A 24875-nucleotide genomic window follows, 5' to 3' on the forward strand; every position below is an offset into this window, starting at 1 on the left:
TACCGTGAACCGTTTAAGTGTGTTTACCGGCTGGGCGCTGAAAAAGTTGTGGATGACCCTGGCTGTATTGCTGGTTTTATTTGCTGTTTTACTCAGTGCGATTCGTTACGCCCTGCCACAGCTGGATGAGCACACCCAACAACTGGAAGAGTATGTGCTCGAGCACTACGGGCTTGAACTGACCATTGGTGAGCTTAAAGCTGACTGGCAAAAAGCCGGCCCCAGTCTGGTACTTGATAATGTCACCCTGAATCAGAATGATGCTTCGCCACTGGCACTACATATCGACAACATTGATATAGAGCTAGATTTCTGGCGTTCTCTGGCTCAGCGCCAGCTCTCCTCCAACCGGTTTAACCTGTCCGGGTTTAATCTGGTACTGGACACTACACGCTTACAGGGAGGTGAGGGCGACAATGATTTTCCGGTGGTTAAGGCGCTTAAAAATCTATTTCTGGAACAGTTAGAACAGTTTGCCCTGAATCGCGGCAGTATCACGCTTATCGGAGGAGATAAGCCAGAAGTGATTGAGCTGTCGTCACTGAACTGGCTTAACCGGGATGGCCACCACCAGGGAGAGGGAACCTTTCAGGTTCGCGAGGTGGCCAGCAACTCAGCCTCGTTTATTATTGATTTGCATGGTGGTCAGGATGATTTGAGCGGGGTGGTGTATGCCCGCGCCGAGGAGCTGGATATCTCGCCGTGGATCAGCAGCAAAATCAATACTCGTCGTCCTTTGCAAGAAAGCCGGGCTAATCTTGAAGCCTGGGCAGAAGTTAAAAACAGTCAGTTCAGTGCCTTTTTCTCTCGCATTCACGACAGTCAGCTGACCTGGGGTGGGGATGACAGCGTTAGTGTCAGTACCGGCATTAAGGGCGGCAGTATTCAGGCTCTGCCTAAAAACGGACACTGGTTTTTTCGGGTGGATGAACTGGTCTTTGAGTCGAATAAGCAAAGTCTGGTGACCGATGTGGTTGGTCGCCTGAGTCCGTCTGGCGATGTGCTGGTAAATACCATGAAACCCGCGCCGGTGAATCCGTTTTTGGTGCTGCTGCCACTATTTAGCGACGATGCTGCTGATGATGATGTCCGTGAGCTGAACCCGACCGGGGAGCTGGCCACGCTGCAACTGAGTATTCGCAACAAGGGTATTGCGCTGTCTGCCAAACTGCTGGATGTGGGCTGGCAACAGCGCGGAATATTACCAGGTGTGGATGCGCTGGATGTAGACATCAACTGGTTTAAAAATCAGGGCGCAATTACCGTGCAGGCGAATAACGGCAAGCTGGCATCATCCAATCTACTGGGACAGGATGTAGCGCTTAATCAGTTAAACGCCGACATATATGTGCACCAGGAGCAAGTGGGTGATAATCCGGGCCACTGGCTGGTGAGTTATCAGGACCTGCTACTTGATACCAATCTCATGTCCTTGTCCCAGAGCCTGAGACTGGATGTTACCGGTGGCTCCATGAGCCTGATGACCGCCATCGACGACCTGCCGGTGTCCAGTGCCACACAGCTGTTCCCGGCCAGTCTGATGGGCCAGAATACCACCGATTATCTGAAGCGGGCGCTGGCCAGTGGGAAAGGCCAGGTGGAGCATGGCAGGGTGCTGTGGCAGGGCGCTTTCAGCGATTTTCCATTTAATGACAACAGTGGAATTTTTCAGGCCTACCTGAACCTGACGGATACTACCTTTGCGTTTTCCAAAGACTGGCCGGCCCTGACCCGCACCGACATTGCACTGCATTTTGAAAATGCCGGTCTGGCCATGGCTGCGCCTGCAGCTACATTAGCCGGAATTACCGTTACCGATTTACGCGCTGATATTGCGCGGCTGGCGGCGGATGCCAGTCTGGTGATTGACGCTAACGGCGCCGGCACCGGAGAGCAACTGGCAGACCTGATGATGGACAGTTCGTTATCAGAATCGCTGGGTAAGGTACTGAAAAACGAAGTACAGGTGCAAGGCGATGTCAGGGCCAGCCTGCATCTGGATATTCCGCTGAACAGCCCGGATGTGGTGGCCAGCGGTAACGCTACACTCACCGGTAATCACATTTTTATTGACAGTATCGGGCTGCCGCTATCAGCAGTAAAAGGCAATATCCGGTTCAGAAACGAAAATATCAGCAGTACCGATTTATCAGCAGATATGCTGGGCCAGCCGGTGGGTATTGAACTGACCGGCGCCAAGGGGAACCAGGGATACGAAGTTAATATCGGGGTGGGCGGCAACTGGGATGTGGCCCCGCTTATCAGTCGCCTGAATCCGGATATGACCCGTTATCTGACAGGTCTGACTGACTGGCAGGCAAATGTCTCGCTGGCACTGCCTGAACAGGGTTTTCATTATACTGCCAGCGTGATCAGCGACCTGCAGGGCGTGTCCTCCAGCCTACCCAGCCCGCTGAATAAAAAATCCCCCCAAACAAAGCGCTTATCAGTGACCAGTCAGGGCGATCAGACTGCTTCTACTATCACCGCCATGCTGGGTAAAAACACCACCTTTAACGGCGTATTACCGCACCGGGAGATGCAGTTTTCCCGTGCTCATTTAGCGTTGGGAGAAAGCGAGCAGACGAGTCTGGGAACAGGCTTTAGTATCGCGGCTAATCTGCCAGCGTTAAATTTAACTGACTGGTACAAGGCCATAGAGCTTTTGATTAGCGGGGTAAAAGACAATGGCAGTGACAAACCTGGGTTGTTTGCCGTGCCCCGGCGTATTTTTATCAACACCGATAATCTGGTCGTGGGCGGACAGGCGCTGAGCAAAGTGGATATTGTTGCTAAACAACTGAATAATAACTGGCTGCTGGATATTAACTCGGATCAGGCCCGGGCCAGAGTCAACCTGTACGATGAGTGGTTGTCACGAGGTATTGAAATAGAAGCAGACTACATTAATTTTGCGCAGCTTGATGCGCCGGATGATGCGGTTCAGCATGACTGGGATCCGGCTACCCTGCCGCCGGTCTACTTTCACTGCCGCCAGTGTTCGGTGCTGGGTAAAAAACTGGGTGAGGTGACGGTAGATGTTGTTAAAAGTCCGCAGGGTATGGAGATTCGCCAGTTGGCAGCGACGGGCGAGCATCATCAGTTTTCCGGCAAAGGACGCTGGCAGGCGAATAGTAATATCACCGCTATCTCAGGATCACTGAAAAGTGATGATGCCGGGCAGATGCTAACCAACTGGGGCGTGGACTCAGGAATCAAAGACTCATCGGCCAACATCGATTTTGAAGTGAGCTGGCCCAAAGCCCCTATGGATTTTTCTGCCCAGGACCTGCAGGGCAAGCTGAGCTGGCAACTATCTGACGGCTATCTTAGCGAAGTCAGCGATAAAGGCTCGCGCATATTTACCCTGTTCAGCCTGAATTCACTGGTGCGAAAACTGAGTCTGGATTTTCGGGACGTATTTGCCCAGGGCTTTTTTTATGATGATATGAGCGGTACGCTGGAGATTGCTGATGGAAAAGCATCCACTCAGGATACGGTCATTGATGGCGGCGCCGGTGAGATAACCATTAAGGGCTATACCGACTTGATTGCCCGCCAGCTTAATTATCGGGTGTCGTTTACCCCAAATGTGACAGGAAACCTGCCGGTACTAGTGTATTTTCTGGCAACACCGCAGACCGCTCTGGCGGCACTGGCACTGGACCAGGTGCTGACCTCGGCTAAAGTAATTTCCAATGTGAATTATCAGGTCACCGGCACCTGGAGTGAGCCACAATTTGATGAAGTAGGTAGAGATAGTAAGGACATACCTTTACCGGCACAGAAGCAGGCGATTCCTGACAAGGAACAAATTCTGACACAGCCAGATCTGGAACGGTTAAACCTGGAGGTGCAAGATGGTTAATCTGATCGCAATACAAATGACATCCACACCGGATGTAGACGAAAACCTGGCATTTGTTGATGCCCAACTGGCCTCACTGACTGTCAGTGAGCCCACTCTGGTTGTAGTACCAGAGTGTTTTGCCCGCTTCGGAACACGGGACCGGGAACAGCTGGACATCGCCGAGGCCCGCTATACCGGAAAAATCTGTCAGGCCATGCAGGCGATGGCTAAACAGTACGGCGTGTATCTGATCACCGGCACATTTCCTTTACAGGGCGATGAGGAAGATAAATTTACAGCCTCCTCACTGTTGATTGGTCCGGATGGTAAAGTCATTGATGAATACCAGAAAATTCACCTGTTTGATGTAGCGGTGAAGGATAATACCGGCAGCTATAAAGAGTCGACCTACACTCAGCCGGGTCAGCGGGTGGTGACCTGCAATACGCCAATCGGGCGCATTGGTCTGGCAGTATGTTATGATGTGCGTTTTCCGGGGCTGTTCAATGCAATGGGGGATGTAGATATTCTGGTCCTGCCCGCGGCATTTACGCGCTATACTGGTAATGCACACTGGCATACGCTGGTGCGAGCCAGAGCCATTGAAAAACAATGTTTTGTGGTTGCCCCTAATCAAACCGGTGACCATGCAAACGGACGGGAAACTTTCGGCCATAGTATTATTTATTCTCCGTGGGGAGATGTACTGGCAGAATGTGATACCCAACCCGGCATGATTCAGGCTGCGGTTGATATCAGCGACCGGGATTCGCTGAAAACCAATATGCCGGTTAGCCAACACAATCAATTCAGGAGCGATTTTGTCAAATAACGTAGCACGCCATTTACTGACTGACTCAGGGCTGGATTTATCTGCTTTAGAAAATGCACTGGGCCAGATCCATCGTCATGATACAGATTATGCTGACCTGTATTTTCAGTCCAGTCAGCATGAAAGCTGGGTGCTGGAAGACGGGATCATCAAAGAAGGTAGCTATAACATCGAGCGTGGTGTCGGGGTTCGGGCCATCAGTGGCGAGAAAACCGGTTTTGCCTACTCCGATGAAATTAGCCCTGATGCACTGCTTAAAGCCTGCAAAGCCGCACGGACAATTTCTCCGGCTGGCGGCACGCATCAGGTACAAAGCCTGAAGCAGGGTGAATACGCCGGACGTTACGACTCGGCTAATCCGCTGCTGGGCATGCAGGAAGCCGAAAAGGTCGCTCTGCTTAAGGCCGTGGATGCCTATGTACGTAAACAGGAACCGGGTATTAACCAGGTTGTGGTCAGTCTGACTGGCGTTTACGAAGAGGTGCTCGTGGCTGCCAGCGACGGTACGCTGGCGACAGATATTCGCCCGCTGGTGCGTCTGAATTGCTCAGTATTGCTGGAAAAAGGTGAGCGTCGTGAGCGCGGCAGCTCTGGTGCGGGTGGCCGTCATACCTATGCGTTTTTTGAGTCAGACCGGGACGGACGTCCTTATTACGAGAAACTGGCTGACGATGCCTTGCATATGGCGCGGGTGAATATGGAAGCGATTGCCTCGCCGGCCGGTACGATGCCGGTGGTACTGGGCAATGGCTGGCCTGGCGTATTGTTACACGAGGCTGTGGGTCATGGATTGGAAGGTGACTTTAACCGTAAAGGCGCATCCACATTCAGCGGCAAAATGGGCCAGCGTGTTGCAGCCAAAGGTGTGACGGTGATTGATGACGGTACGTTGCAGGATCGTCGTGGCTCTTTGTCGGTGGATGATGAAGGCACACCTACCCAGCACAATGTGTTAATTGAAGATGGTATTTTGACCGGTTATATGCAGGACAAAATGAACGCGCGTCTGATGGGAGTGAAGCCAACCGGTAATGGCCGTCGCGAGTCGTTTGCCCATCTGCCCATGCCACGTATGACCAATACCTACATGCAGGGTGGCCAGCATGACCCGCAGGAAATTATCCAGAGTATCGAAAAAGGTATTTATGCACCTAACTTTGCCGGCGGTCAGGTAGACATTACTTCTGGCAAGTTTGTGTTCTCCAGTGCTGAAGCCTATCTGATCGAAAATGGCAAAATTACGGCGCCTATCAAAGGGGCAACACTGATTGGCAACGGCCCTGAAGTCATGCAGAAAATCTCCATGATTGGCAATGACTCGGCACTGGATAATGGTGTGGGTGTGTGTGGTAAAGATGGTCAGTCGGTACCGGTAGGCGTGGGTCAGCCTACACTGAAAGTCGATGAACTGACGGTAGGTGGTACGGCATAACTGCCACCTCGCCGATACAAAAAAGCCCCGAAACCGGGGCTTTTTTGATCTTACGGCTCAATCACCGATTTTAAATACTGAAACAGTTCGCGGTAGGCTTTAGGCGCGGCGTTTTTCTCCCGCTCCTTTTTCACCTGACGGTGTAACTGACGCAGTTTCTGACGATCCAGCTCCGGATATTCCTCAACCAGTGGCTGAATAGCTTCATCCCCTTTATTGATAATATCTTCACGGGTCTTTTCCAGCGCATGAAAGGCCGCATTATTGGCCCTGTGCTGGTGAGTCAGTTTGGCCATAGCCTCTTTCACTGGCGCGGTGTCACGGCGGCGCAGCAGCTTACCGATAAACTGAAGCTGTCGGCGATAACCTTCTTTTTTACGGTTCTGGGCCCGTGCCTGATGAACCGCGTCGTGCAGTTCCTCGTCCATCGGAATCGTCGCCACATGGGCATCAGACAGGTTAACGATTTCTTCGCCCAGTTTTTGCAGTTCCGCAGACTGACGTTTTAATTCACTTTTACTTAGCGGTTCGTCGTACGCAAAGTCTTCCGCTTCGTCAAAGTAAGAATCTTCCTCAGAATGATGCTTGTGGTCGCTCATTTAACTCTCATAGTGTTACACTGGTAATACAAGTATTTTGACACAGAGACCGGGATAGCGAAACTGACTATGCAAATTGAACAGCAAATCGCCGAAATTCAAAACGTGGTAGATGATGTACTGAAGCTGGCCAAAGCCAAAGGCGCAACGCAGGCCGAAGCCAGTATGTCGAAAGTGCAGGGAATCGCTGTTTCATCCCGTATGAAAGATGTGGAGAACGTTGAGTTCACCAATGATGGCGGGCTGGGGATCAGTGTTTATGTCGGTAAGCATAAAGGCAGTGCATCTACTGCAGACCTGAGCAAAGAGGCACTGGCGCTGACGGTGGAAAAAGCCGTGGATATTGCCCGTTATACCAGTGAGGATCCTTGCACCGGTCTGGCAGACGAAGCCCTGATGGCGACCGAGTTCCCTGATTTGGATTTGTATCACCCGCAGGAGCTTGACCCTGAACAGGCGATGAAAATCGCGATTGAAGCAGAAACAGCGGCACTGGAATACGATGAGCGAATCGTTAACTCTGACGGCGCCGGTTATAACGCCAATCTGGGGATGCGAGTGTACGGCAATACCCACGGTATCAACGCCGGTTACCCCAGCAGTCGCTATAGCCTGAGCTGTATGATGATTGGCGCCAGTGGCGACGATATGCAGCGTGATTACGCCTATACCGTGTCACGCATGGCCGACAAGCTGAAAAGCCCGCTGGAAGTCGGACAGGAAGCCGCAAAGGCCACGGTAGACCGTCTGGGTGCACGTAAAATCAATACCGCCAATGTGCCGGTACTGCTACACCGTGATGTGGCGTCTTCTTTGTTTGGTCACTATGTCAGTGCCATCAGTGGCGGTAATCTGTATCGCCGTTCCAGTTTCTTACTGGATAAACTGGGCGAGCAGGTATTTCCTGAGTGGCTGACTATTGAAGAACGTCCGCATCTGAAAGGCGGCCTGGCCAGCGCTAACTTTGATGCCGAAGGGGTGGCAACCAAAGATCTTAATATCGTGGAACAGGGACGCCTGGCTCATTACCTGTACACCACCTATTCATCGCGCAAACTCGGGACACAGTCTACCGGTCACGCTGGTGGCATCCATAACTGGATCATCGGACATTCCGGCCAGACAGAGCAGGATCTGCTGCGTGAAATGGGCACAGGTCTACTGGTCACCGAACTCATGGGACAGGGCGTCAGTGTGGTCACCGGTGACTATTCCCGCGGTGCGGCAGGTTTCTGGGTAGAAAACGGTGTGATTCAGTATCCGGTGCACGAAGTGACAATTGCCGGTAACCTTAAAGACATGTTTGCCAATATCCGGGCAATCGGCAGCGAGCGTGATGTTCGGGGCGGGGTGCAAACCGGCTCTGTGCTGATTGATAATATGAAAATAGCCGGTAACTAAATCTACCGGTTTACCCATAAAAAAACGCAGCTGATTCGCTGCGTTTTTTGTTTCTGGTTTGTGTGAGCACCGGTAACAGTGATTGATCAGCTATCTACAGTGCCACAGAAGCGATAACCTTCGCCGTGGATGGTTACGATCAATTCTTCATCACTTGGCTCTGACTCAAAGTGCTTACGGATACGGCGGATAGTCACATCCACAGTACGGTCGTTCGGACGCAATTCACGGCCGGTCATTTCCATAATCAGCTGCTCACGAGTCAGGATTTTACCCGGATTACTTAAAAACAGATGCAGGGCACGGAATTCACTACGCGGCAGACGGAATTCTTTACCGCTTGGAGAAATCAGTGAACGACTATCGCCATCCAGCGTCCAGCCATTAAAGCTGACACGGCTTGGCAGATCATCATCTTCTGCTGAGTTAGTGGTGCGGGTTAACAGGTTACGCGCACGGATGGTCAGTTCACGAGGGTTAAAGGGCTTGGTCAGATAGTCATCTGCACCGATTTCCAGACCCAGGATACGATCAACATCGTTGTCGCGGCCGGTCAGGAAAATCAGACCTACATTTTTACGGTCGCGTACTTCACGTGCCAGGATCAAACCATTTTTGCCCGGAAGGTTAATATCCATAATGACCAGATTGATTGCGTGATTCTCAAAAAAGTCGTGCATTTGATCGCCATTTTCTGCTTCAAATACATTATAGCCTTCGGCTTCAAACAAGCTCTTTAGCGTGGTACGGGTAACCACTTCATCTTCAACAATTAATACATTCGGCGTCTGCATGGTGTTTCACACTCTTTTCACAATCAATTTAAGCAACATTCTGGTTAAAGTTTAAGCTTCGCTATCTGCATTGCAAGTAAATAACGAATAAAACATGACCTACGGTATGAGGGTTTGCCATAAATTTACAAGGCCTTAGCATTGTTAATTTACGGTTTCCTCTGATTTAGCACTTTCGACAGGAAAAACGATAACAAATTCCACGCCACTGTTTTCTTCGTTCAGGAGCGTTATGGTACCGTTTAATACCTGCGTCACCAGATTATATACAAGATGCATGCCCAGCCCTGAGCCGCCATGTCCCAGACGTGTCGTCACAAATGGGTCATAAATACGCTGACGAATATGAGCCGGAATCCCCTTCCCATCGTCCTTGTAAACTAATCGTAAGGTGTTGGCTGATGCTAATTCAGCCTTGATATCTATCTGACCGTTTTCCCGGTTCTCAAAGCCATGGACTACGGAGTTCATGATCAGATTGATCAAAATTTGGTTTATCGGGCCAGCCTTTGTCTCAACAATTAAGGTAGGGTCACACGTTATGTTGATATTATGATGATGTTTTTTTAACTGGGGCCGTAAAGGTAGTAGTATCTCATTAAATAGCTGTAAAACGCAAAATGTTCGGTTAGTCTCGCTATTTTGATCGACCGCCAACTGTTTAAAGCTGTTGATCAGCTCTGCGGTACGGTCCAGGTTACGGCAAACAATGGCCAGGCTCTCCTGCGTTTCTTGCAAAAATGCTTCCAGCTGACTGGCTTTGAGCGAATTATCGTTAAATTCCTGTTGCAGTTGTCCCAGCCGATCCACGATGACCGAGGTAGCAGTAATACTCAGACCCAGCGGAGTATTCATTTCATGAGCCACGCCGGTGATGAGATCGCCCAGCGAAGCCAGCTTTTCATTTTCTATGACCTGTCTTTGGTACTGATGCAGTTTTTCCAGCGTTTGCAGTAGCTCGTGGTTGGCATCTTTCAAGGCTAGTGTGCGCTGGTTTACTATATCTTCAAGCTGTGTGTTGAGGGCTTTGTGCTTTTGCTCGACCTGTTTCTGCGTGGCCACGTAGTCCTGCATTCGCGACAGTAACAGGTTAACCGCGCTGCACAGCACATCGACCTCCTGCACGCTGGAGCCGGGAGCTCTGGCCCGGTAATTACGTTGTCGTGACGTATGCTGCACAAAAGCTGATAGCTGTTCGATGGGTCTGATAAACAGACGCTGCAACCGTACGCCGAACAGGTAAGTCAATAGCAGCAATACAAACATTATCGACAGATGCAGCAAAATGCTTTTACCCACCTGCCGGTTAAACGTATCAGCACTGGCCTGCACATAGATATAACCCACATAGGTATGATTGAGCATGACCGGTAGCGCATATTCTACGATGCCGTCGTGCAGCACCGGTTGACTGAGCCGGTCAAGCTTGTCAGGTTCGGGCGTGATGGCAGGCTGACCAGGCTGGTTGAATGACGCCAGAAAGGTCAGGTCATCCAGCTGTCGGGGATCGCTCCAGAATGCATGTGCATGCAGAATATTGTCTGCCTGAGCAAAACTGGCGAGAATATTTTCGGCTTGAGACGAGTTACCGGCAGAAATATCACTGGCCGCCAGATTGCTGACCAGCCGGGTAACAGAGGTGACTGAACCAAACAGTGCATTTTTGCTGGAGGAAATTTGCATATACACAGACAGGCCTGTCGCCAACACCAGAATGATGGTGACGATAGCCATGATGACCCAAAGAAACAGGCTGCGGATAGACAGCCGGGTCGAAATATCGCTCATGCTTTATTCTTAGTTTTGTCAGCCTATCGCTTTATACTGTCTCAAGCGAAGACAAAAGAAAAGCAGACCACCTGATTATTTTTTAATTCTTTAGCATAGTCTTATATAGCGTTTCATAGCGGCTGGCTGCATCCTGCCAGGTGAAACGCGTATCCATGCCCCGAATCTGCATATCACGGAACCGGGCCGGGTGCTCGTAATAAAAAAGCAGGGCACGGCGAATACAGGACAGCAAGGCCTCAGAGGTGGGTTCTGAGAACACAAAGCCGGTGGCCTTGTCAGCATCAGCCCCAGGATCCTTAACGGTGTCTTTAAGTCCGCCGACTGAACGTACAATAGGTAACGTGCCATAAGCCAGGCTGTACATCTGATTTAAACCACAAGGCTCAAATTGCGAGGGCATCAGGAAAAAGTCCGCGCCTGCTTCTACCAGATGAGCATATTCACTGCTAAACCCGTTAATAAATGCAAATTGATCAGGGTGGTTATGAGCATACTCGCCCAGATCCATACACACACTGGGATCACCGGTACCCACAATCACCAGCTGAATATTATGGTCCATCAGCTCATCAAGGATAGGCAGCAAGTATCCGAACCCTTTTTGTTCGGTGAGCCGGCAGACCATGCCAATCAGAGGCACACCTTCTTTTTCCGGTAATCGTGACTGTTGTTGTAACACCTGTTTACAGCGTTTTTTGGCAAACAGGTTTTTACTGTCAAAATTTTCCGGTAAAAACGAATCTGTGGCTGGGTTCCACTGCGTGTAGTCACAGCCATTCAAAATTCCGACTAAATCCCGCTGGCGGGTGACCAGGCGATCATGCAAACCATGGCTACCTAAGTTGGTCAGAAGTTCCTGCGCATAGTTAGGGCTTACCGTTGTGATTTTGTCGGCAAACTCAATACCGGTTTGTAGCATATTGATATAACCACCGTGTACCAGCGGCAAAATAGCCGGATGATGGCGTAAAAACGGAATCTCCTGTAGCGGGTGTACGCCCTGAAAGGCCGCGTTGTGGATGGTAAATACACTATTTGTACCGGCAAAAAAGCCGGTGTGATCGTTACGCAGTAAAAACGGCAGCATCGCGGTATGCCAGTCATGACAATGAATAACATCCGGCTGTAGGGAAAGCGCCTGTAATGTGGTCAGACAGGCCCCGGAAAAAAAGCTGAAGCGCTCGCCGTTGTCATTAAATGCATCGTAAGCACTGCTGTACAGGCCATCGCGGTCAAAGTAGTCAGGATAATCCACAAAATAAACCGGAATATCGTTCCAGCTCAGTTGCCGCACAGCAAAATGATAGACCTGACCGGCCGTAAACAGGGTTTGAGGCGGACAGGCTTCGGCCAGATCATACTGGACTCTGATCGCCTGATAATAGGGCATGATAATGGCCACGTTGTGCCCGGCTTCTTTGAGCGCCAGTGGAAGCGCTTTGCCCACGTCAGCCAGGCCACCGGTTTTAACCAGGTCTTCTACTTCAGAAATCGCAAAAACTATATTCACCTTACGCAACCTTAATCATGATTTGCAGCGGACCAACGTACCTGGTGTATCGGTGTTCAGCGAGGAGCTGAACACCGATATCCAGCATACAGGGATAACGTATTATCTGAATAACAGTGTTCAATACTTACATGCATTTATCCAGCAAAAATGCTGAAAAATACGTGGCTTGCATTATTTTAGCGACAGATACACAGAAAACTGACTGGTTTGGGCTAACGGTCTTACCTGACTGAAATGTTCAGCCAGTAAACCGGGGTAGGGCAGGAACCGGTTTGCCACCAGATGCAGGGTGCCGTCTTTTGCCAGTACACGTTTAGCATCGCTGATAAAGCGCTTGGTAATACTGTAATCAGTCTTCACACCAGTGTGAAACGGCGGATTAGTGACAATGTGACTGAACTTGTCGTCTACGCCATGCAGACCATTGGCTGCCAGTAGCTGGCCAGTTACTCCGTTTGCCTGCATGGTGCGGGCCGCGCAAAACAGGGCCAGCGCACTGACATCCAGCAGTGTCAGCTTAAGGTGTGGTTGCAGTTTATTCAGGTAACTGCCAATGACACCGGCGCCGCAGGCAAAATCCAGAATGTTACCGTTTAAGTGATTAGGTAGCTTGCTCAGCAGAAGACGCGTGCCGTCATCCAGCTCAGTGTGGCTGAATACACCAGGCAGTGACACAATATCCCACTCAAATTCATCAACCTGGTAGGTGCGCTCGTCCAGCCAGTCTTCAAGCCGGAAAACCGGAGTGTTTTCTACCTCGATGGTAATCAGGCTGCAATGACGGGCAGAGTCGACCTTTTGTGCGGGTCCCAGGTCTGTGGCTAGCTTAGCCGCACTTTTGATACCGCCTTTGTTTTCACCTACCAGATGAATCCGGCCACCCTCGCGCAGCACTGATCCTGCCATGGTCAGCAGCATCTTTAGCTGATGCTTGGCCTTGGGAATGTAGATAAGAACATCCGAAAAGCGGCGCTCACCGGTTATAAAGGGGGCAAAGGTATGCAAATGCTTACTGACTTTCTGCGATACACAGAAACCCGACGGATCCTCACTCACATCACGGGTATCCATACTGTGAGAATGGATGACCCGCACGCTTTCGCTGAAAACATCAAAATACTGATGCAGCACTTCCAGCGGCATATCGCTGAGCTGGTCGGTAAAATAGGCATCGGCAGGGTTGATGATGAGCCATTCACCCTGCTCAAACAGATCAAGATTGCGCGCCAGTAACTGGCTCTGGTTTGACAACATTATTGCGTTCGCTCGTAAATCAGATCCCACACGCCATGGCCTAACTTCTGGCCGCGTACTTCAAATTTTGTAATTGGACGATACTCCGGACGCGGTACATAGTCGCCCTGCGTTGCGGTGTTGGCATAACCCGGCGCTGCATTCATTACTTCAGCCATATGCTCAGCGTAGTTTTCCCAGTCTGTGGCCATATGAAAATGCCCTTTCATCTGCAGTTTACTGCGCAGGGTTTCAACAAATTCTGGCTGCACAATACGGCGCTTGTGGTGGCGCTTTTTATGCCATGGATCAGGAAAGTATAGTTGCAGGCGAGCCAGCCCCTGTTCGGGAATCATCTTGTTCAGTACTTCAACCGCATCATGCTCCATCACCCGCAGATTGGTCAGGCCCAGTTCACCGGCATCATGCAGACACGCGCCTACACCAGGACGGTGAACTTCAATACCGATAAAGTCCATCTCGGGATGGTTCGCGGCCATTTCTACCAGCGATTTACCCATGCCAAAACCAATTTCCATCACTACCGGGGCGGTCCGGCCGAAAACTTCAGATAAGTCCAGCACAGCATCTTCAAAGTCGATGCCCATGGTTGGCCAGTATTGCTCAAGCGCACGCCCCTGCGCGTTGGTCAGACGCCCTTCGCGCTTAACATAGCTTTTCACTTTACTGATATAAACACCGGCTGCTTCCGCTTCTGCCTGATTTTTGTATTGCCCCATAGTGTTACTCGATCTGGCTGTAAAATTAAGTTGCGCGCATTATCCAGCCTGTTCCGGACAATGCAATAAAAAGTCGTTAGTGACGCGCAGTCCAGTACCTCGCTGTGCGCCTGTTATTGTGCTTTGTCGCGTGTTCAGTCAAGCACTTGCCGCAGCACCGAGGCGACTTCTTCAGGTTGCTCAAGTGGCAGCATGTGCGCTGCATTTTTTATCGGATATAAGGTGCAGTCATTCAGCTTTGCCGCAATGGCGGTCAGTTTATCAAACTGCACCACAGCATCGTCGATGGCGGCAACCAGGTTCAGATGAAACGGCGCTTTGCGCAGTGCCGGTACCATATCTTCACGCGGGGTGGTGGACTGAGTATGGGCAATCAGCGTCGCTTTGCCCAAATCCTGGCCCATTTCAGTGATGACCTGACTGACCTGCTCGCTTGGCATGAAGTCAGGGTGCACAAAGTTTTTCAGGTAAGCGGGGTTGTCAGGCTGAAACTGCCCGTTTTGCAGCATGCTCACCATTTGCTTACGGCGATTGATTTCATCCACACCCAGACCTTCGGGGTTATAGCCAACCAGTGTTAGTGAAGCCACTTTGTCACTATTTTGCAGCGCCCATTTACTGGCGATATAGCCGCCCATTGAAAAGCCGACAAGATGCACTTTTTCGCCGTCCAGCACCCGGTCTCCGGTCAGCGCCAGCATATCCTCAAGGCAGGTTGCCCATTGCAAAGGAACATAACGGCGCTGGGTGATAGAAAGCTGGCGCCAGACTGGCAGCCAGATACGCTCGTCGCAAAGTGTTCCGGGTAAAAATAAAACAGGGGTGCTGTCCACGGGATCTCCACAGTTCCTGACACAGTTGAAAGGCATGATATCATAGCCACCTCTTTAATCAGACCACGACGTAAACACCACACATGACAGCCAGCTTTTCTGACCAAGTGCTAGCATGGTATGACCTGCACGGACGCAAACATTTACCCTGGCAGCAAGATGTTACGCCTTACCGGGTCTGGGTTTCTGAGATTATGCTTCAGCAGACCCAGGTCACCACAGTTATTCCGTATTTTGAAAAATTTATGTCCAGCTTTCCCGATGTGCAGGCACTGGCAAGGGCCCATACTGATGATGTACTGCATCACTGGACCGGTCTGGGTTACTATGCCCGCGCCCGCAACCTGCATAAAGCCGCTATTATTATCGCGCAGCAATATAAGGGTGAGTTTCCCGGTTCACTGGATGAAGTCATGGCGTTACCGGGAATCGGCCGCTCTACCGCAGGTGCTGTATTGTCGTTATCCCGGGGCGAGCGGCATCCTATTCTCGATGGCAATGTAAAGCGTGTGCTGGCCCGCTATTACGCCGTAGAGGGCTGGCCGGGGCAAAAGGCGGTAGAAAATGCCCTGTGGCAGTTTGCCGAGGCAAATACGCCAGCCCGGCGTTGTGGCAATTACACTCAGGCCATGATGGATCTGGGTGCCATGATCTGTACCCGCAGCAAACCTGCCTGTGACTCATGCCCACTGCAGCAGGGCTGTCTGGCCTATGCACAGGGCCGCCAGTCAGAATTTCCGGGCAAAAAGCCGAAAAAAGCTATTCCGGAGCGCAAGGTCAATATGATGGTGTTTATGGAAGGCAACAGCATATTGCTACAACAGCGGCCCTCACAGGGATTATGGGGCGGCTTGTTCGGGTTTATCGAGTCCCAGGAGCCGGCCGAAGACGTAGCCCGTGAGCGCGGTCTGGACGATTTTCAGATAACCTCACTCGCGCCATTTCGTCACACATTCAGTCATTTTCATCTGGATATTTCGCCCTTTGTTGTTTTCAATGGCAAAATGACTTCCACCAGGGTGCGGCAAGAAGCCAGTCAACGCTGGTTTGCGTTGCATGAACCGATTGAAGTCGGGCTGGCTGCCCCCACCAAAAAGATCATAGAACAGTTAAAGCGGACTCTGTAAGCAGGCCGCACAACCTAAAAGGTAAGTAACCATGAGCCGAACCGTTTTTTGCCAGCATTTAAATAAAGAAGCCGAAGGGCTGGATTTTCAGCTGTACCCGGGCGAACTGGGCAAGCGTATTTTTGACAATATCTCCAAAGAAGCCTGGGCTGAGTGGCAAAAAAAGCAGACTATGCTGATTAACGAAAATAAGCTGAATATGATGCAGCCCGAAGCACGTAAATTCTTAGAAGAACAGATGAGCGCATTTTTGTTTGAAGGGCAGGAACCGACTATTGAAGGCTATGTCCCGCCGGAAAAGTAAACAAAAAAAGTCTTTTTGAGTAGTTATTGTGCAAGCAGACAGTTTTTTGAAAAAAAGGTGTTGACGCGGGGCCTGAAAATCCGTTTAATGCACACCCACTGCGATGGTGGCGGCAACGCTACAGCGCTAACCAGTTTCGCCCAGATAGCTCAGTTGGTAGAGCAGCGGATTGAAAATCCGCGTGTCGGTGGTTCGATCCCGCCTCTGGGCACCATGAATACTGCTTTATTTTCGAATAAAGCACAGCGTAATAACGCTAACCTGTTTTGCCTCGATAGCTCAGTTGGTAGAGCAGCGGATTGAAAATCCGCGTGTCCCTGGTTCGATCCCGGGTCGAGGCACCATCATTGAAGCCCTTGCAGAAATGCGAGGGCTTTTTTGATCCTGCCCCTTAGAAAATGCTGGAATATACTTACATGATTTTGCTGTTGCCTTCGAGAGCAGTGACTCCGGCCGAGAAACGATTATTAAATCCTGACTATATTTAAAGAATCATCAGGTGTTTTCATTTTTGAGCCATATATTTTTCAACAACACCGTTTATTCTAGCAAGGTGTTAGGGTTATTGGTTACAAATCGTTTAGAAATGGGTGCGTGTATCACTTAATATTTTATTTTTTGCAGCCAAATTTTTATAGTGAATAAATCGGTGCCACTCTCATAGTGTGGATTACTCAGTTACAGCGTGTGTATTGAAGGCGCAATTCCGATAGAGATGAGTTCATTGTAAAAGTATCTAGGCCATAAAGCGTATTTGATAAGCTAATAGAAAAAATCGAATGGGAATGTAATGCTATTTTTACTTGGATACTCTTTACTCAATGTTTTTTCATAGTGATTGAAAGGTCTAAATTTTCTCCATTCATGTTCGCTAATATTGTCCATTATCTTCAACGCGTCATAGCTTTTATCAAAGAATAAATGAAATCTGCCCGCTTCTAATGCTGGAAATGCTTGCAGATGTGTAGGTAATGATACCGTATTATTTACCTCGATCTTTTTTTGGATTGAAGACCCAAATGAACAAGATTTAAAATCGCCTATAATGTATTTAGGCCATTGATAAGAAGTGCCGCCTAACACCAATTGAGTATCAACTCCTTTTAGCTTCCTTCCGTGCGGTGAAAATTTTTTGTTCAATCTGTCTATGATTGATAAGTTGTGAATTAATTTTCGCAAGTAGCGGCTCGTCAAACTAGCTCGTGCTTTTTGACCATTCTTCTTTGAGTTCAGGACTGATTTTTTTAACTTCTCTATCGTGCGTGATAATTCCGAGGTTACTTCTTCTACACTGAAGAGTTCTTTCGAGTAATATGGTTTTAATCTCGTTTCTAACGACACTTTACCGACAGGTGGTTGATCAGGTGCAAAATTAACTAACTTATTGTCTTGTATTGAAAAAAACTGTGATTTCTCCTTCATAGACAGTCCTTCATAGAACTCAACAACTTTTTCGAATGTGTCTTCCCGGTATTGTAGTATTGTCTTTGGTGTTAAAGGATAGACATACTTTAAGTTGCTGGAAAGCTTGTTAACTCTTTGCTCAGCCAAAACTAGTTCATTACCCAACTCTCCATATTCCTTTGTCTGAACGATCCTGCTAGACGAAACATATCTCGTCCCATCTAAGTGATCGATTTTAGCTGTGCGCTTTCTACGTATAGCACTCATTCGCTTTTTTATCTCACTTCTTCGCTCTGGAAGAATAAAGATGTTTTTCATCCACTCCTGAGAGTTCACTTTTGTTGATTCTCGTACCCCGCTCGCAACAACAAATGTTTCATCAATAAAGGCATGGCACTTCTTCAAATCTGATAAGGTCATTTGTGGAAATTTTGTAGGCTGATATCCCCAAACTCTAGCATTGATAGGTGATTGAAAGAAAATTTATTTTTTTAGGTTTGCCAGCTTAAATTTTTTAAAGTCTAAATTACCTTGGATAGTTGGGAAGACTTTAAAAAGATGAAAATTGAAATAGCTTTAACTGAAGGTGCCATCAAGAACAACTACATCAATCTGAGAGGACACCTAACAAAATTCTCAAATAAACATATTGGATCTGATGATTTACGAATAAAAGGCAAACCACTTCAATTGGATATAGGTGGTGGCGATGTCTTTGAAACTGATGTTTGCGGAAAGCATCAGCGCTTTCGCAATCGCACAGCTATGCGGATCTTAAACGTCAGGAATAATCTTCAGCCAAGAGACATTTTGATCGTTGAAAGATACCTAGACGACCATTGGAAAGTTTATCGAAAGTAGGGAACAGTTCTACTCCAGCGGGCGGTGGGGCTAATAACACCCGCAACCATGCCAGCTTCGCTCTCTTATCCCTGTGGGAATTGATTAGAAGCAGTAGGCGCATAAGTCATTTATGCAGAATTGTTGGCGTAATTGATTTAGGTGTTGAATCGTGAATGGCTGACGGTGGGAAAGACCACATTTCTGAAGTTTAGAGGAACAAATATGTTACCAACACACGGCAAAATTGAGTGCAGAATTTGCTTCGGCGACCAAAATGAAAAAACGATTAAACCAGCTGCAAACTGGAAAATGATAAATGATAAATGATCCTGGAGCATGGGGAAGTGATAAACCAGAGTATCTAATCCTTGGATTTTCAAAAGGCTCAACACAAGCTGGTATATATGATAACGGTCGCTTTGAAGATGTTGCCTTTGCGAAAATGAGAGGACGTTTGTCAGAGGTTCTTAAGGCATTGGGTCTAATATCACAGGAAGAAACCGTTGATGAAAGAATAGCAGACCCCAAGTCAAAAATTGCATTCGGTTCTTTGATTAGGTGCAGTGTGTCCCGTGCTGATGATAAAAATGGAATTTACTCATGTACTGGCCCTATTATTAATAAATCTTTTAATGAAATACCGGATGTTATTGCGAACTGTTCTGAGAAATACCTAAAAGCACTCCCAAGAGAATTAAAAGCGGTAATAATGCTCGGTAATTCTGACCAATACGTAAAGGCAGTCAGAAGGCTACTCGAGAGAATGTTTTCAGGAACTTATCGGGTAATCAATGATATGGCTGTCTGGGCAGATGGAAAAGTTTGGGTTCACACCGCACATCCATCAGGCCTAAATGGTCATTTTAATACTTGGCTGACTAGCGAAACTAGCTCAGGGTATAAGCGAATTCAGGCTTTGGATGCAATGACACAGATAACGGAGGATTAGTCATTCTATTGGTCAAAAATGAAATTTATTAACAAGATAGTGAGTACGTCTAACCAGATTTGGTGTGACGATTTTTCGTCTTGTCACATCGTTTTGACACAAGGAAGCGGCGCTACAGGCCGCGAAAATCAATATGTGACATCATTGCGACAAGGCCTATAGAGATTGAAAATCTGCGTGTCCCTGCGGCTGCACCGCGCGTTGCGATCCCGGGTCGAGGCACCATCACTGAAGCCCTTGCAGAAATGCGAGGGCTTTTTTGATCCTGCCCTTAGAAATCACAGAAACACGCTGACTTAACGGATAGCAAGTAACGCGAAGTTACACTTATCGTTTAGCAAAGCAATTTGGAACTAGCTCGACACAGTTTTTTGACCAGGTTTGGTATCTATCGAAATAAAGTCACGGATGCAGATACACCTCTCCCGCACATACTTCAGTGTTTAGTGAATATGGCAATACTTACCACAGTTACTATTATTAGAGCGCTGAGTATCGCAATCACTCATTCCCGTTTATTTTCCTGCTCCATTTCTTTTTTATGTTCCTGCCAGCTTTTCATGCAGTACTCCAAAAAATTTTTGTAAATATAGCATACTGCAATAAGCAAGAAGGTTGTTTTTTGTACTATATGCCAAATGGCAATGCTTTCTGCGGCTTCTCTGAAAAAGCACCATCCCGATTTGCAGTACTCAAAGATGAATGAAAACCATGCTTGTTACGGTCCTGTTGTCAGACGCAAATTTTTTGACTGGAAATCACTATGAGAAAAATCGTTATAAGTGCGGTTGTTGGGCTGTTGGGTCTGTACCATTCAACCGCAGTCGCTGAGAGCACCATTCTGGCCGGAGGGTGTTTTTGGTGTATGGAGTCTGATTTTGAAAAGCTGGAAGGGGTCACGGATGTGGTGTCTGGGTTTAGTGGTGGAACGGCTGAAAATCCGACGTATGAAGGCAACCATGAAGGTCACTATGAAGTGGTAAAAATCACCTATGATGCCTCGGTGGTCAGTTATAAAGAGATACTGGATTATTACTGGCTGAGTATTGATCCGTTTGATCCGTCGGGACAGTTTTGTGACAAAGGCCCCAGCTATCGCAGTGCCATTTTTGTTGCGAATGAGCAGGAGCGCGCAATGGCAGAAAAATCAAAACAGCATATAGATAATCAGTTTCCCGGACAGACTGTGGTGACCCCGGTGCTCGATGCCCAGACGTTTTACCCCATCAAAGGTAAAGAAAGCTACCATCAGGATTTTTATAAAAAGAGTCCTATCCGTTATAAAGCCTACCGCTGGAGCTGTGGTCGCGATCAGCGTACCCGGGAGATTTGGGGAGATAAGGCCATACACTAATCACTCTTGCTGAATGACATCAATTCGCCTTTGTGATCAGTGCCTGACTACGGTGACCGATAGGTCCAGACAAACAGCCCGGCGTTATACCGGGCTGTTTGGGTTTATTGTGCGGCTAATTTATCGACCAGTTCGGTCAGGGTATTAACCTGATAATCCGGTTCAATGGCCAGTGGGTAAACTACTTTGCCCGGGCGTTTGATAAATGCAGCCTGCCAGCCGGCTGCTTTAGCACCGGCAATATCCCAGCCATGGGCTGCAACCAGCATAGCTTCATCGGCGCTGACACCGGCTTTTTCCAGCGCCCATTCATAGGTACGCAGATCAGGTTTATAACGCTTGATATCTTCCACACTGTAGCGGGCATCAAATAAATCGATCATGCCGGCGTTTTCAAACTGAGTCTGTACTCCTTTGTTAGAAGAATTAGTCAGGCTGATAAGGCGGTAGCCGGCTTTTCTTAACTGTTTAAGTCCTGTTTTTACATCCGGGTGAGGGGGCAGGCTTCTTAGTGGAGTGACAATGGCTTTACGCGCCTGTGCTTCGGTTAATTCAATATTATTGGTCTGGGCCACCATGAGCAATGAGGCCACGCCAATCTCTCCGAAGGTGTGAAAACGCCGGGTTGTGTTATCTACCAGAGAATGATGCAGCATGGTCGAGAACCACAGGCTCATGAGATCGTCGCGCTCGCCCAGGGCATCAGATACCGACGTGCGCATGGCATTCAGATCAAGCAGGGTTTCGTTTACATCAAAGAAAATGACTTTAGGCTTTTCTGCTGACCATGCGTTGCCGGCACAAAGCAGGCACAGCAAGACCAGGCTGGTTAATGTTTTCATCAGTAATCCCAATTTTGTGTATTTGTTTTGAACGATTGTTCAATATCCATAGTTACTAAATCTGCTGCTGATGTAAAGCATTCCGGCCTCTACCAGCACTGAATAACGTGTTCAGGTCAGACTGGTGTAATAAATTGTTATGATATAACATGTCGAGCTTTGTTATTGCAGATACAGATATCAGGTATGCCGACTCTTTTATCCCGCACCTATTTATCACTGGCAATTGCTGCTGCCAGTTATTCTTCTATGGTTGCTGCCCAGCAAGATGATGCTGATACGATTGAGAAAATTTCAGTGGTACATAAGCAAGCTTACCGGGGCAGTATTCCTGACAATGAACTACCGCAGGCGCTGGAAACATTCAGTATGGGTGAGATAGCACCGCTGAACCTGACCCGGTTTCAGGATGTTCTGGATTATTCCGGAACCATTGCACGGCAGAATAATGGTGGTGGATTATGGGACAGCTTTTCACTGCGAGGCTTTCCCGGAAACGAAAACATGCCTTCTGGTTATCTCATTAACGGATTTAATGGGGGGCGCGGCTTCAGTGGCCACCGGGATCTGTCTAACGTACAGTCGATTGAGATCTTAAAAGGTCCGGGCTCTGCATTATACGGTCGCTCCGAGCCGGGCGGTGTGATTAATATTGTGACTAAAAAGCCGCAGTTTAATGAGCAGGGCTCAATAAAAGCCTCAGCGGGGCGCTTTGAGCAATACCGGGTTGAAGGCGACTATACCAATGCTGTTACCGATGATGTGGCCTTTCGAATTAACGGCGCCTGGCAGGATTTTGGCAGCTTTCGCGATTATGTATCGAGCGACAAACAGGTGGTCACCCCGTCTGTTACCTGGAAGATAAATGATACCAGCAGCCTGTTATACGAATTTGAATTTGTTAAGCAGGAGCAGCTGTTTGACCGCGGTATTGTGGTACTGGACAATCATTTTGGCACTGTACCTAAAGAGCGCTATTTAGGTAATCCTGCGGACGGACCGACCAAAATCTATGCCGTGGGGCACCATCTTGCTTACCAGACATCGCTGGCCAACGAGTGGTCTTTGCTGGCCGGCTATAGCTATCGACGGTCTGATTTAAACGGTTTTTCCTCTGATGCTGAATTATCAGCGTCGCGCCAGACGTTGTATGAAGATGGTGAAACACTGACTCGCCAGCATCGACGCCGTGACTATGAGTCTGAAGACCATTCGGTTCGTTTTGAATTCAGCGGTGATACTCAGATAGCTGGGATGACGCACCGTATGATGATAGGTATGGATGCGTATGATTATGAAATCAGTACCGCATTGTTCCGCTATCGCGGTGGGGCTAACACCTACACACTTAACATCCTGGAGCCGGACTACGGTAATGAGTTTCCACCCGTAGACCTGTTGTATCAGGACAACGAGGAGCAGCAGTCACTGGGAGCCTATATTCAGGATCAGATTGGTCTGACTGATCAGCTTAAAATGTTGCTGGGAGTTCGCTTTGACACCTATTCTCAGGATATTGGTGAAACACTGACCGGCCGGTTTAATGAAACCTCTGACAGCAGATACAGCCCGCGCTTTGGACTGACCTATTTACTCAACGACACTGTGACGCTTTATACCAGCTATTCACAAGGGTTTATTCCATTAAGCGGTACCGATGCTGCCGGAAATGCGTTTGAGCCCGAAGAAAGCCAGTCAGTGGAGGTCGGGGTCAAGTATGTATCAGATTCGCTGTCGATGACACTGGCGGTGTTTGATGCACAAAAGACCAATATTCTGACATCCGATCCGGTTAATGTTGGCTTTTCGGCTGCGCTGGGCGAAGCAACCAGTCAGGGCGTAGAGTTTGATGCTGACTGGAGCATGACTGCTGATACCCAGCTTGTATTGTCCTACGCGTGGCTCAACACCCAGACCGGCGAAGCAGCGGTGAACCCGGACTGGGGAATACTGGTGCCTGAAGGCTCACCTTTGGTGAATGTACCCAAACACAACATCAGTGCACGGGTGAATCACTTCTTTGCACTGGCTGGCCAGCAGGCTCAGACCGGGTTAAGTGTACGCTATGTGGATGACCGGCTGGGAGACAGTGTGAATCTGGATTACCGCCTGCCGTCCTACACTCTGGTAGGCTGGTATGGCAAAGTAAACCTGACAAATCAGCTGTCGCTGGAACTCAACATTGATAATCTGCTGGACGAAGAATACTTTACGTCCAGCTACTCACCACTGTGGACCGTACCCGGCGAGCCTCGCAATGCACGGCTAACCCTGAATTATCAGTTCTGACCTGTCTTTACAGCCGGCCTGCTTCCTGTCTGGCAAGCGGCTGGCTGTGTCACAAATGCCCTGATTTCCACATTTTAAATCTAGTCGAAAGTAGCATAACAAAAATTAGAACCTCGCTCATACTTTAATCAATACAGTTGTGTTTGGTATTTATTGGAGTAAATGATGAGCAAGCAGATTCTTGTTGTTGACGACTCTGTATCCATGCGCCAGCTAATCAGCATGACATTAACCGATGCCAGCTATGAAGTCACCCAGGCTGAAGATGGTCAGCACGCGCTGGAGCTATGTCAGCAGCGTGGGTTTGACGCTATTTTTACTGACCAGAACATGCCACGAATGGATGGCTTGACTCTGATACAGACATTGCGCAAAGCCGCCCGGTTTCAACGCACTCCGATAGTAATGATTACCACCGAAGCCGGTGATGACATGAAAGCGAAAGGACGTTCTGCAGGGGCAACAGGCTGGATAACCAAACCATTTGAGCCAAATAAACTGTTGATGGTGGTGAATAAAATACTGCCTTGTTGAAGGTTAAATTAATTTAATTTTCAAGCAGGTGGAAATTTTTGGCTGTGCAATTAAGCAGCATCTTAAATCCTGACTATACTCAGCCAAGAGTACCAGTTAGGTATGAGCAACACAGTCAATCACAATGCCGGCCTATGGGCGGCAATTCAGGTAACCTAGTATGTAAAGCCAGCGGCTGACATACGCTTGTTAACCTCTTTGTATTAAACAA

Annotated in this window: 21 protein-coding genes and 2 tRNA genes; 13 read left to right on the plus strand and 10 right to left on the minus strand. The window is 48.6% G+C overall.

Annotation, left to right across the window (positions count from 1 at the left end; translation table 11 throughout):
* Positions 1-4 precede the first annotated feature (4 nt).
* From EZV72_RS01695 to tldD, 3 genes are read left to right on the plus strand one after another with little or no spacing between them, the layout of a single operon-like run.
* A complete protein-coding gene (locus EZV72_RS01695) occupies positions 5-3868 on the plus strand; it encodes a YhdP family protein (protein WP_137165605.1) in 3864 nt (1287 codons plus the stop codon).
* Positions 3861-4682: a carbon-nitrogen hydrolase family protein gene (locus EZV72_RS01700; protein ID WP_137165606.1), complete on the plus strand. Its 822-nt coding sequence runs from the start codon at positions 3861-3863 to the stop codon at positions 4680-4682. The genes EZV72_RS01695 and EZV72_RS01700 overlap by 8 nt, the downstream gene beginning before the upstream one ends.
* Positions 4672-6114 carry a metalloprotease TldD gene (tldD, locus tag EZV72_RS01705; protein ID WP_137165607.1) on the plus strand — a complete coding sequence of 481 codons (1443 nt, stop codon included), beginning with the start codon at positions 4672-4674 and terminating at the stop codon, positions 6112-6114. The genes EZV72_RS01700 and tldD overlap by 11 nt, the downstream gene beginning before the upstream one ends.
* A gap of 50 nt (positions 6115-6164) precedes the next feature.
* Here the strand turns inward: tldD and yjgA are convergent, their stop codons facing one another.
* A complete protein-coding gene (gene yjgA / locus EZV72_RS01710; protein ID WP_137165608.1) occupies positions 6165-6713 on the minus strand; it encodes a ribosome biogenesis factor YjgA in 549 nt (182 codons plus the stop codon).
* 69 nt (positions 6714-6782) lie between these two features.
* Here yjgA and pmbA point away from each other — a divergent pair, with 69 nt between their 5' ends.
* The gene (pmbA, locus tag EZV72_RS01715) at positions 6783-8114 is read left to right on the plus strand and encodes a metalloprotease PmbA (RefSeq protein ID WP_137165609.1); all 1332 of its coding nucleotides are present in this window, start codon (positions 6783-6785) and stop codon (positions 8112-8114) included.
* Between the two features lie 86 nt (positions 8115-8200).
* Here pmbA and arcA read toward each other — a convergent pair whose 3' ends face one another.
* The 6 genes from arcA to EZV72_RS01745 all read right to left on the minus strand — a co-directional run bounded on the left by arcA (position 8201) and on the right by EZV72_RS01745 (position 15018).
* On the minus strand, positions 8201-8908 hold the full coding sequence (gene arcA, locus EZV72_RS01720; protein WP_137165610.1) for a two-component system response regulator ArcA: 708 nt from the start codon (positions 8906-8908) through the stop codon (positions 8201-8203).
* A 144-nt stretch (positions 8909-9052) separates the two neighbouring features.
* Positions 9053-10696, minus strand: coding sequence for a sensor histidine kinase (locus tag EZV72_RS01725; protein WP_137165611.1), 1644 nt, complete (start codon positions 10694-10696; stop codon positions 9053-9055).
* 82 nt (positions 10697-10778) lie between these two features.
* Positions 10779-12209, minus strand: a complete 1431-nt coding sequence (gene glgA, locus EZV72_RS01730; protein WP_137165612.1) for a glycogen synthase GlgA — start codon at positions 12207-12209, stop codon at positions 10779-10781.
* A gap of 174 nt (positions 12210-12383) precedes the next feature.
* Entirely contained in the window at positions 12384-13466 is a 1083-nt protein-coding gene (locus tag EZV72_RS01735; protein WP_232364480.1) for a methyltransferase, read from the minus strand.
* A complete protein-coding gene (gene trmB / locus EZV72_RS01740) occupies positions 13466-14185 on the minus strand; it encodes a tRNA (guanosine(46)-N7)-methyltransferase TrmB (RefSeq protein ID WP_137165613.1) in 720 nt (239 codons plus the stop codon). Before trmB ends, EZV72_RS01735 begins: the two co-directional genes overlap by 1 nt.
* Before the next feature lie 134 nt (positions 14186-14319).
* Positions 14320-15018, minus strand: a complete 699-nt coding sequence (locus EZV72_RS01745) for an alpha/beta fold hydrolase (RefSeq protein WP_232364481.1) — start codon at positions 15016-15018, stop codon at positions 14320-14322.
* A gap of 83 nt (positions 15019-15101) precedes the next feature.
* Here EZV72_RS01745 and mutY point away from each other — a divergent pair, with 83 nt between their 5' ends.
* The 4 genes from mutY (at position 15102) to EZV72_RS01765 (ending at position 16793) form a co-directional block, all read left to right on the plus strand.
* A complete protein-coding gene (gene mutY, locus EZV72_RS01750) occupies positions 15102-16145 on the plus strand; it encodes an A/G-specific adenine glycosylase (protein ID WP_137165615.1) in 1044 nt (347 codons plus the stop codon).
* Positions 16146-16176: 31 nt separating this feature from the next.
* Positions 16177-16449, plus strand: a complete 273-nt coding sequence (locus tag EZV72_RS01755; RefSeq protein WP_137165616.1) for an oxidative damage protection protein — start codon at positions 16177-16179, stop codon at positions 16447-16449.
* Between the two features lie 138 nt (positions 16450-16587).
* Positions 16588-16663 (plus strand) — tRNA-Phe (locus EZV72_RS01760).
* 54 nt (positions 16664-16717) lie between these two features.
* Positions 16718-16793 (plus strand) — tRNA-Phe (locus tag EZV72_RS01765).
* A gap of 418 nt (positions 16794-17211) precedes the next feature.
* On the opposite strand, the gene EZV72_RS01770 is transcribed toward EZV72_RS01765, so the two are convergent.
* Positions 17212-18273: a hypothetical protein gene (locus EZV72_RS01770; RefSeq protein WP_137165617.1), complete on the minus strand. Its 1062-nt coding sequence runs from the start codon at positions 18271-18273 to the stop codon at positions 17212-17214.
* A gap of 138 nt (positions 18274-18411) precedes the next feature.
* On the opposite strand from EZV72_RS01770, the gene EZV72_RS01775 reads away from it, so the two are divergent.
* From EZV72_RS01775 to msrA, 3 genes are all read left to right on the plus strand, one after another.
* Positions 18412-18714 carry a hypothetical protein gene (locus tag EZV72_RS01775; RefSeq protein ID WP_137165618.1) on the plus strand — a complete coding sequence of 101 codons (303 nt, stop codon included), beginning with the start codon at positions 18412-18414 and terminating at the stop codon, positions 18712-18714.
* Positions 18715-19012: 298 nt separating this feature from the next.
* Positions 19013-19645: a hypothetical protein gene (locus EZV72_RS01780; protein ID WP_137165619.1), complete on the plus strand. Its 633-nt coding sequence runs from the start codon at positions 19013-19015 to the stop codon at positions 19643-19645.
* A 763-nt stretch (positions 19646-20408) separates the two neighbouring features.
* Positions 20409-20999, plus strand: a complete 591-nt coding sequence (gene msrA, locus EZV72_RS01785; RefSeq protein WP_137165620.1) for a peptide-methionine (S)-S-oxide reductase MsrA — start codon at positions 20409-20411, stop codon at positions 20997-20999.
* Between the two features lie 104 nt (positions 21000-21103).
* Here the strand turns inward: msrA and EZV72_RS01790 are convergent, their stop codons facing one another.
* Entirely contained in the window at positions 21104-21841 is a 738-nt protein-coding gene (locus EZV72_RS01790; protein WP_137165621.1) for a haloacid dehalogenase type II, read from the minus strand.
* 186 nt (positions 21842-22027) lie between these two features.
* Between EZV72_RS01790 and EZV72_RS01795 the strand changes: the two genes are divergently transcribed.
* Positions 22028-24130 carry a TonB-dependent siderophore receptor gene (locus EZV72_RS01795; RefSeq protein ID WP_137165622.1) on the plus strand — a complete coding sequence of 701 codons (2103 nt, stop codon included), beginning with the start codon at positions 22028-22030 and terminating at the stop codon, positions 24128-24130.
* 49 nt (positions 24131-24179) lie between these two features.
* Here the strand turns inward: EZV72_RS01795 and EZV72_RS18790 are convergent, their stop codons facing one another.
* Positions 24180-24251 (minus strand): KxYKxGKxW signal peptide domain-containing protein, encoded by a 72-nt coding sequence (locus EZV72_RS18790; protein WP_137168623.1) that lies wholly within the window; start codon positions 24249-24251, stop codon positions 24180-24182.
* Between the two features lie 44 nt (positions 24252-24295).
* Between EZV72_RS18790 and EZV72_RS01805 the strand changes: the two genes are divergently transcribed.
* A complete protein-coding gene (locus EZV72_RS01805) occupies positions 24296-24664 on the plus strand; it encodes a response regulator (protein WP_137168624.1) in 369 nt (122 codons plus the stop codon).
* Positions 24665-24875: the final 211 nt, after the last annotated feature.

Origin of the sequence: Salinimonas lutimaris (assembly GCF_005222225.1) — a bacterium.
Classification (GTDB): domain Bacteria; phylum Pseudomonadota; class Gammaproteobacteria; order Enterobacterales; family Alteromonadaceae; genus Alteromonas; species Alteromonas lutimaris.

What these genes read in the sequence shown, in the direction of transcription:
- EZV72_RS01700 (WP_137165606.1), top strand. Translation starts at nt 3,861, where the DNA reads ATGGTTAATCTGATCGCAATACAAATGACATCCACACCGGATGTAGAC.
- yjgA (WP_137165608.1), bottom strand. Translation starts at nt 6,713, where the DNA reads ATGAGCGACCACAAGCATCATTCTGAGGAAGATTCTTACTTTGACGAA.
- pmbA (WP_137165609.1), top strand. Translation starts at nt 6,783, where the DNA reads ATGCAAATTGAACAGCAAATCGCCGAAATTCAAAACGTGGTAGATGAT.
- arcA (WP_137165610.1), bottom strand. Translation starts at nt 8,908, where the DNA reads ATGCAGACGCCGAATGTATTAATTGTTGAAGATGAAGTGGTTACCCGT.
- EZV72_RS01725 (WP_137165611.1), bottom strand. Translation starts at nt 10,696, where the DNA reads ATGAGCGATATTTCGACCCGGCTGTCTATCCGCAGCCTGTTTCTTTGG.
- EZV72_RS01735 (WP_232364480.1), bottom strand. Translation starts at nt 13,466, where the DNA reads ATGTTGTCAAACCAGAGCCAGTTACTGGCGCGCAATCTTGATCTGTTT.
- trmB (WP_137165613.1), bottom strand. Translation starts at nt 14,185, where the DNA reads ATGGGGCAATACAAAAATCAGGCAGAAGCGGAAGCAGCCGGTGTTTAT.
- mutY (WP_137165615.1), top strand. Translation starts at nt 15,102, where the DNA reads ATGACAGCCAGCTTTTCTGACCAAGTGCTAGCATGGTATGACCTGCAC.
- EZV72_RS01755 (WP_137165616.1), top strand. Translation starts at nt 16,177, where the DNA reads ATGAGCCGAACCGTTTTTTGCCAGCATTTAAATAAAGAAGCCGAAGGG.
- EZV72_RS01770 (WP_137165617.1), bottom strand. Translation starts at nt 18,273, where the DNA reads ATGACCTTATCAGATTTGAAGAAGTGCCATGCCTTTATTGATGAAACA.
- EZV72_RS01775 (WP_137165618.1), top strand. Translation starts at nt 18,412, where the DNA reads ATGAAAATTGAAATAGCTTTAACTGAAGGTGCCATCAAGAACAACTAC.
- EZV72_RS01780 (WP_137165619.1), top strand. Translation starts at nt 19,013, where the DNA reads ATGATAAATGATCCTGGAGCATGGGGAAGTGATAAACCAGAGTATCTA.
- msrA (WP_137165620.1), top strand. Translation starts at nt 20,409, where the DNA reads ATGAGAAAAATCGTTATAAGTGCGGTTGTTGGGCTGTTGGGTCTGTAC.
- EZV72_RS01790 (WP_137165621.1), bottom strand. Translation starts at nt 21,841, where the DNA reads ATGAAAACATTAACCAGCCTGGTCTTGCTGTGCCTGCTTTGTGCCGGC.
- EZV72_RS01795 (WP_137165622.1), top strand. Translation starts at nt 22,028, where the DNA reads ATGCCGACTCTTTTATCCCGCACCTATTTATCACTGGCAATTGCTGCT.
- EZV72_RS01805 (WP_137168624.1), top strand. Translation starts at nt 24,296, where the DNA reads ATGAGCAAGCAGATTCTTGTTGTTGACGACTCTGTATCCATGCGCCAG.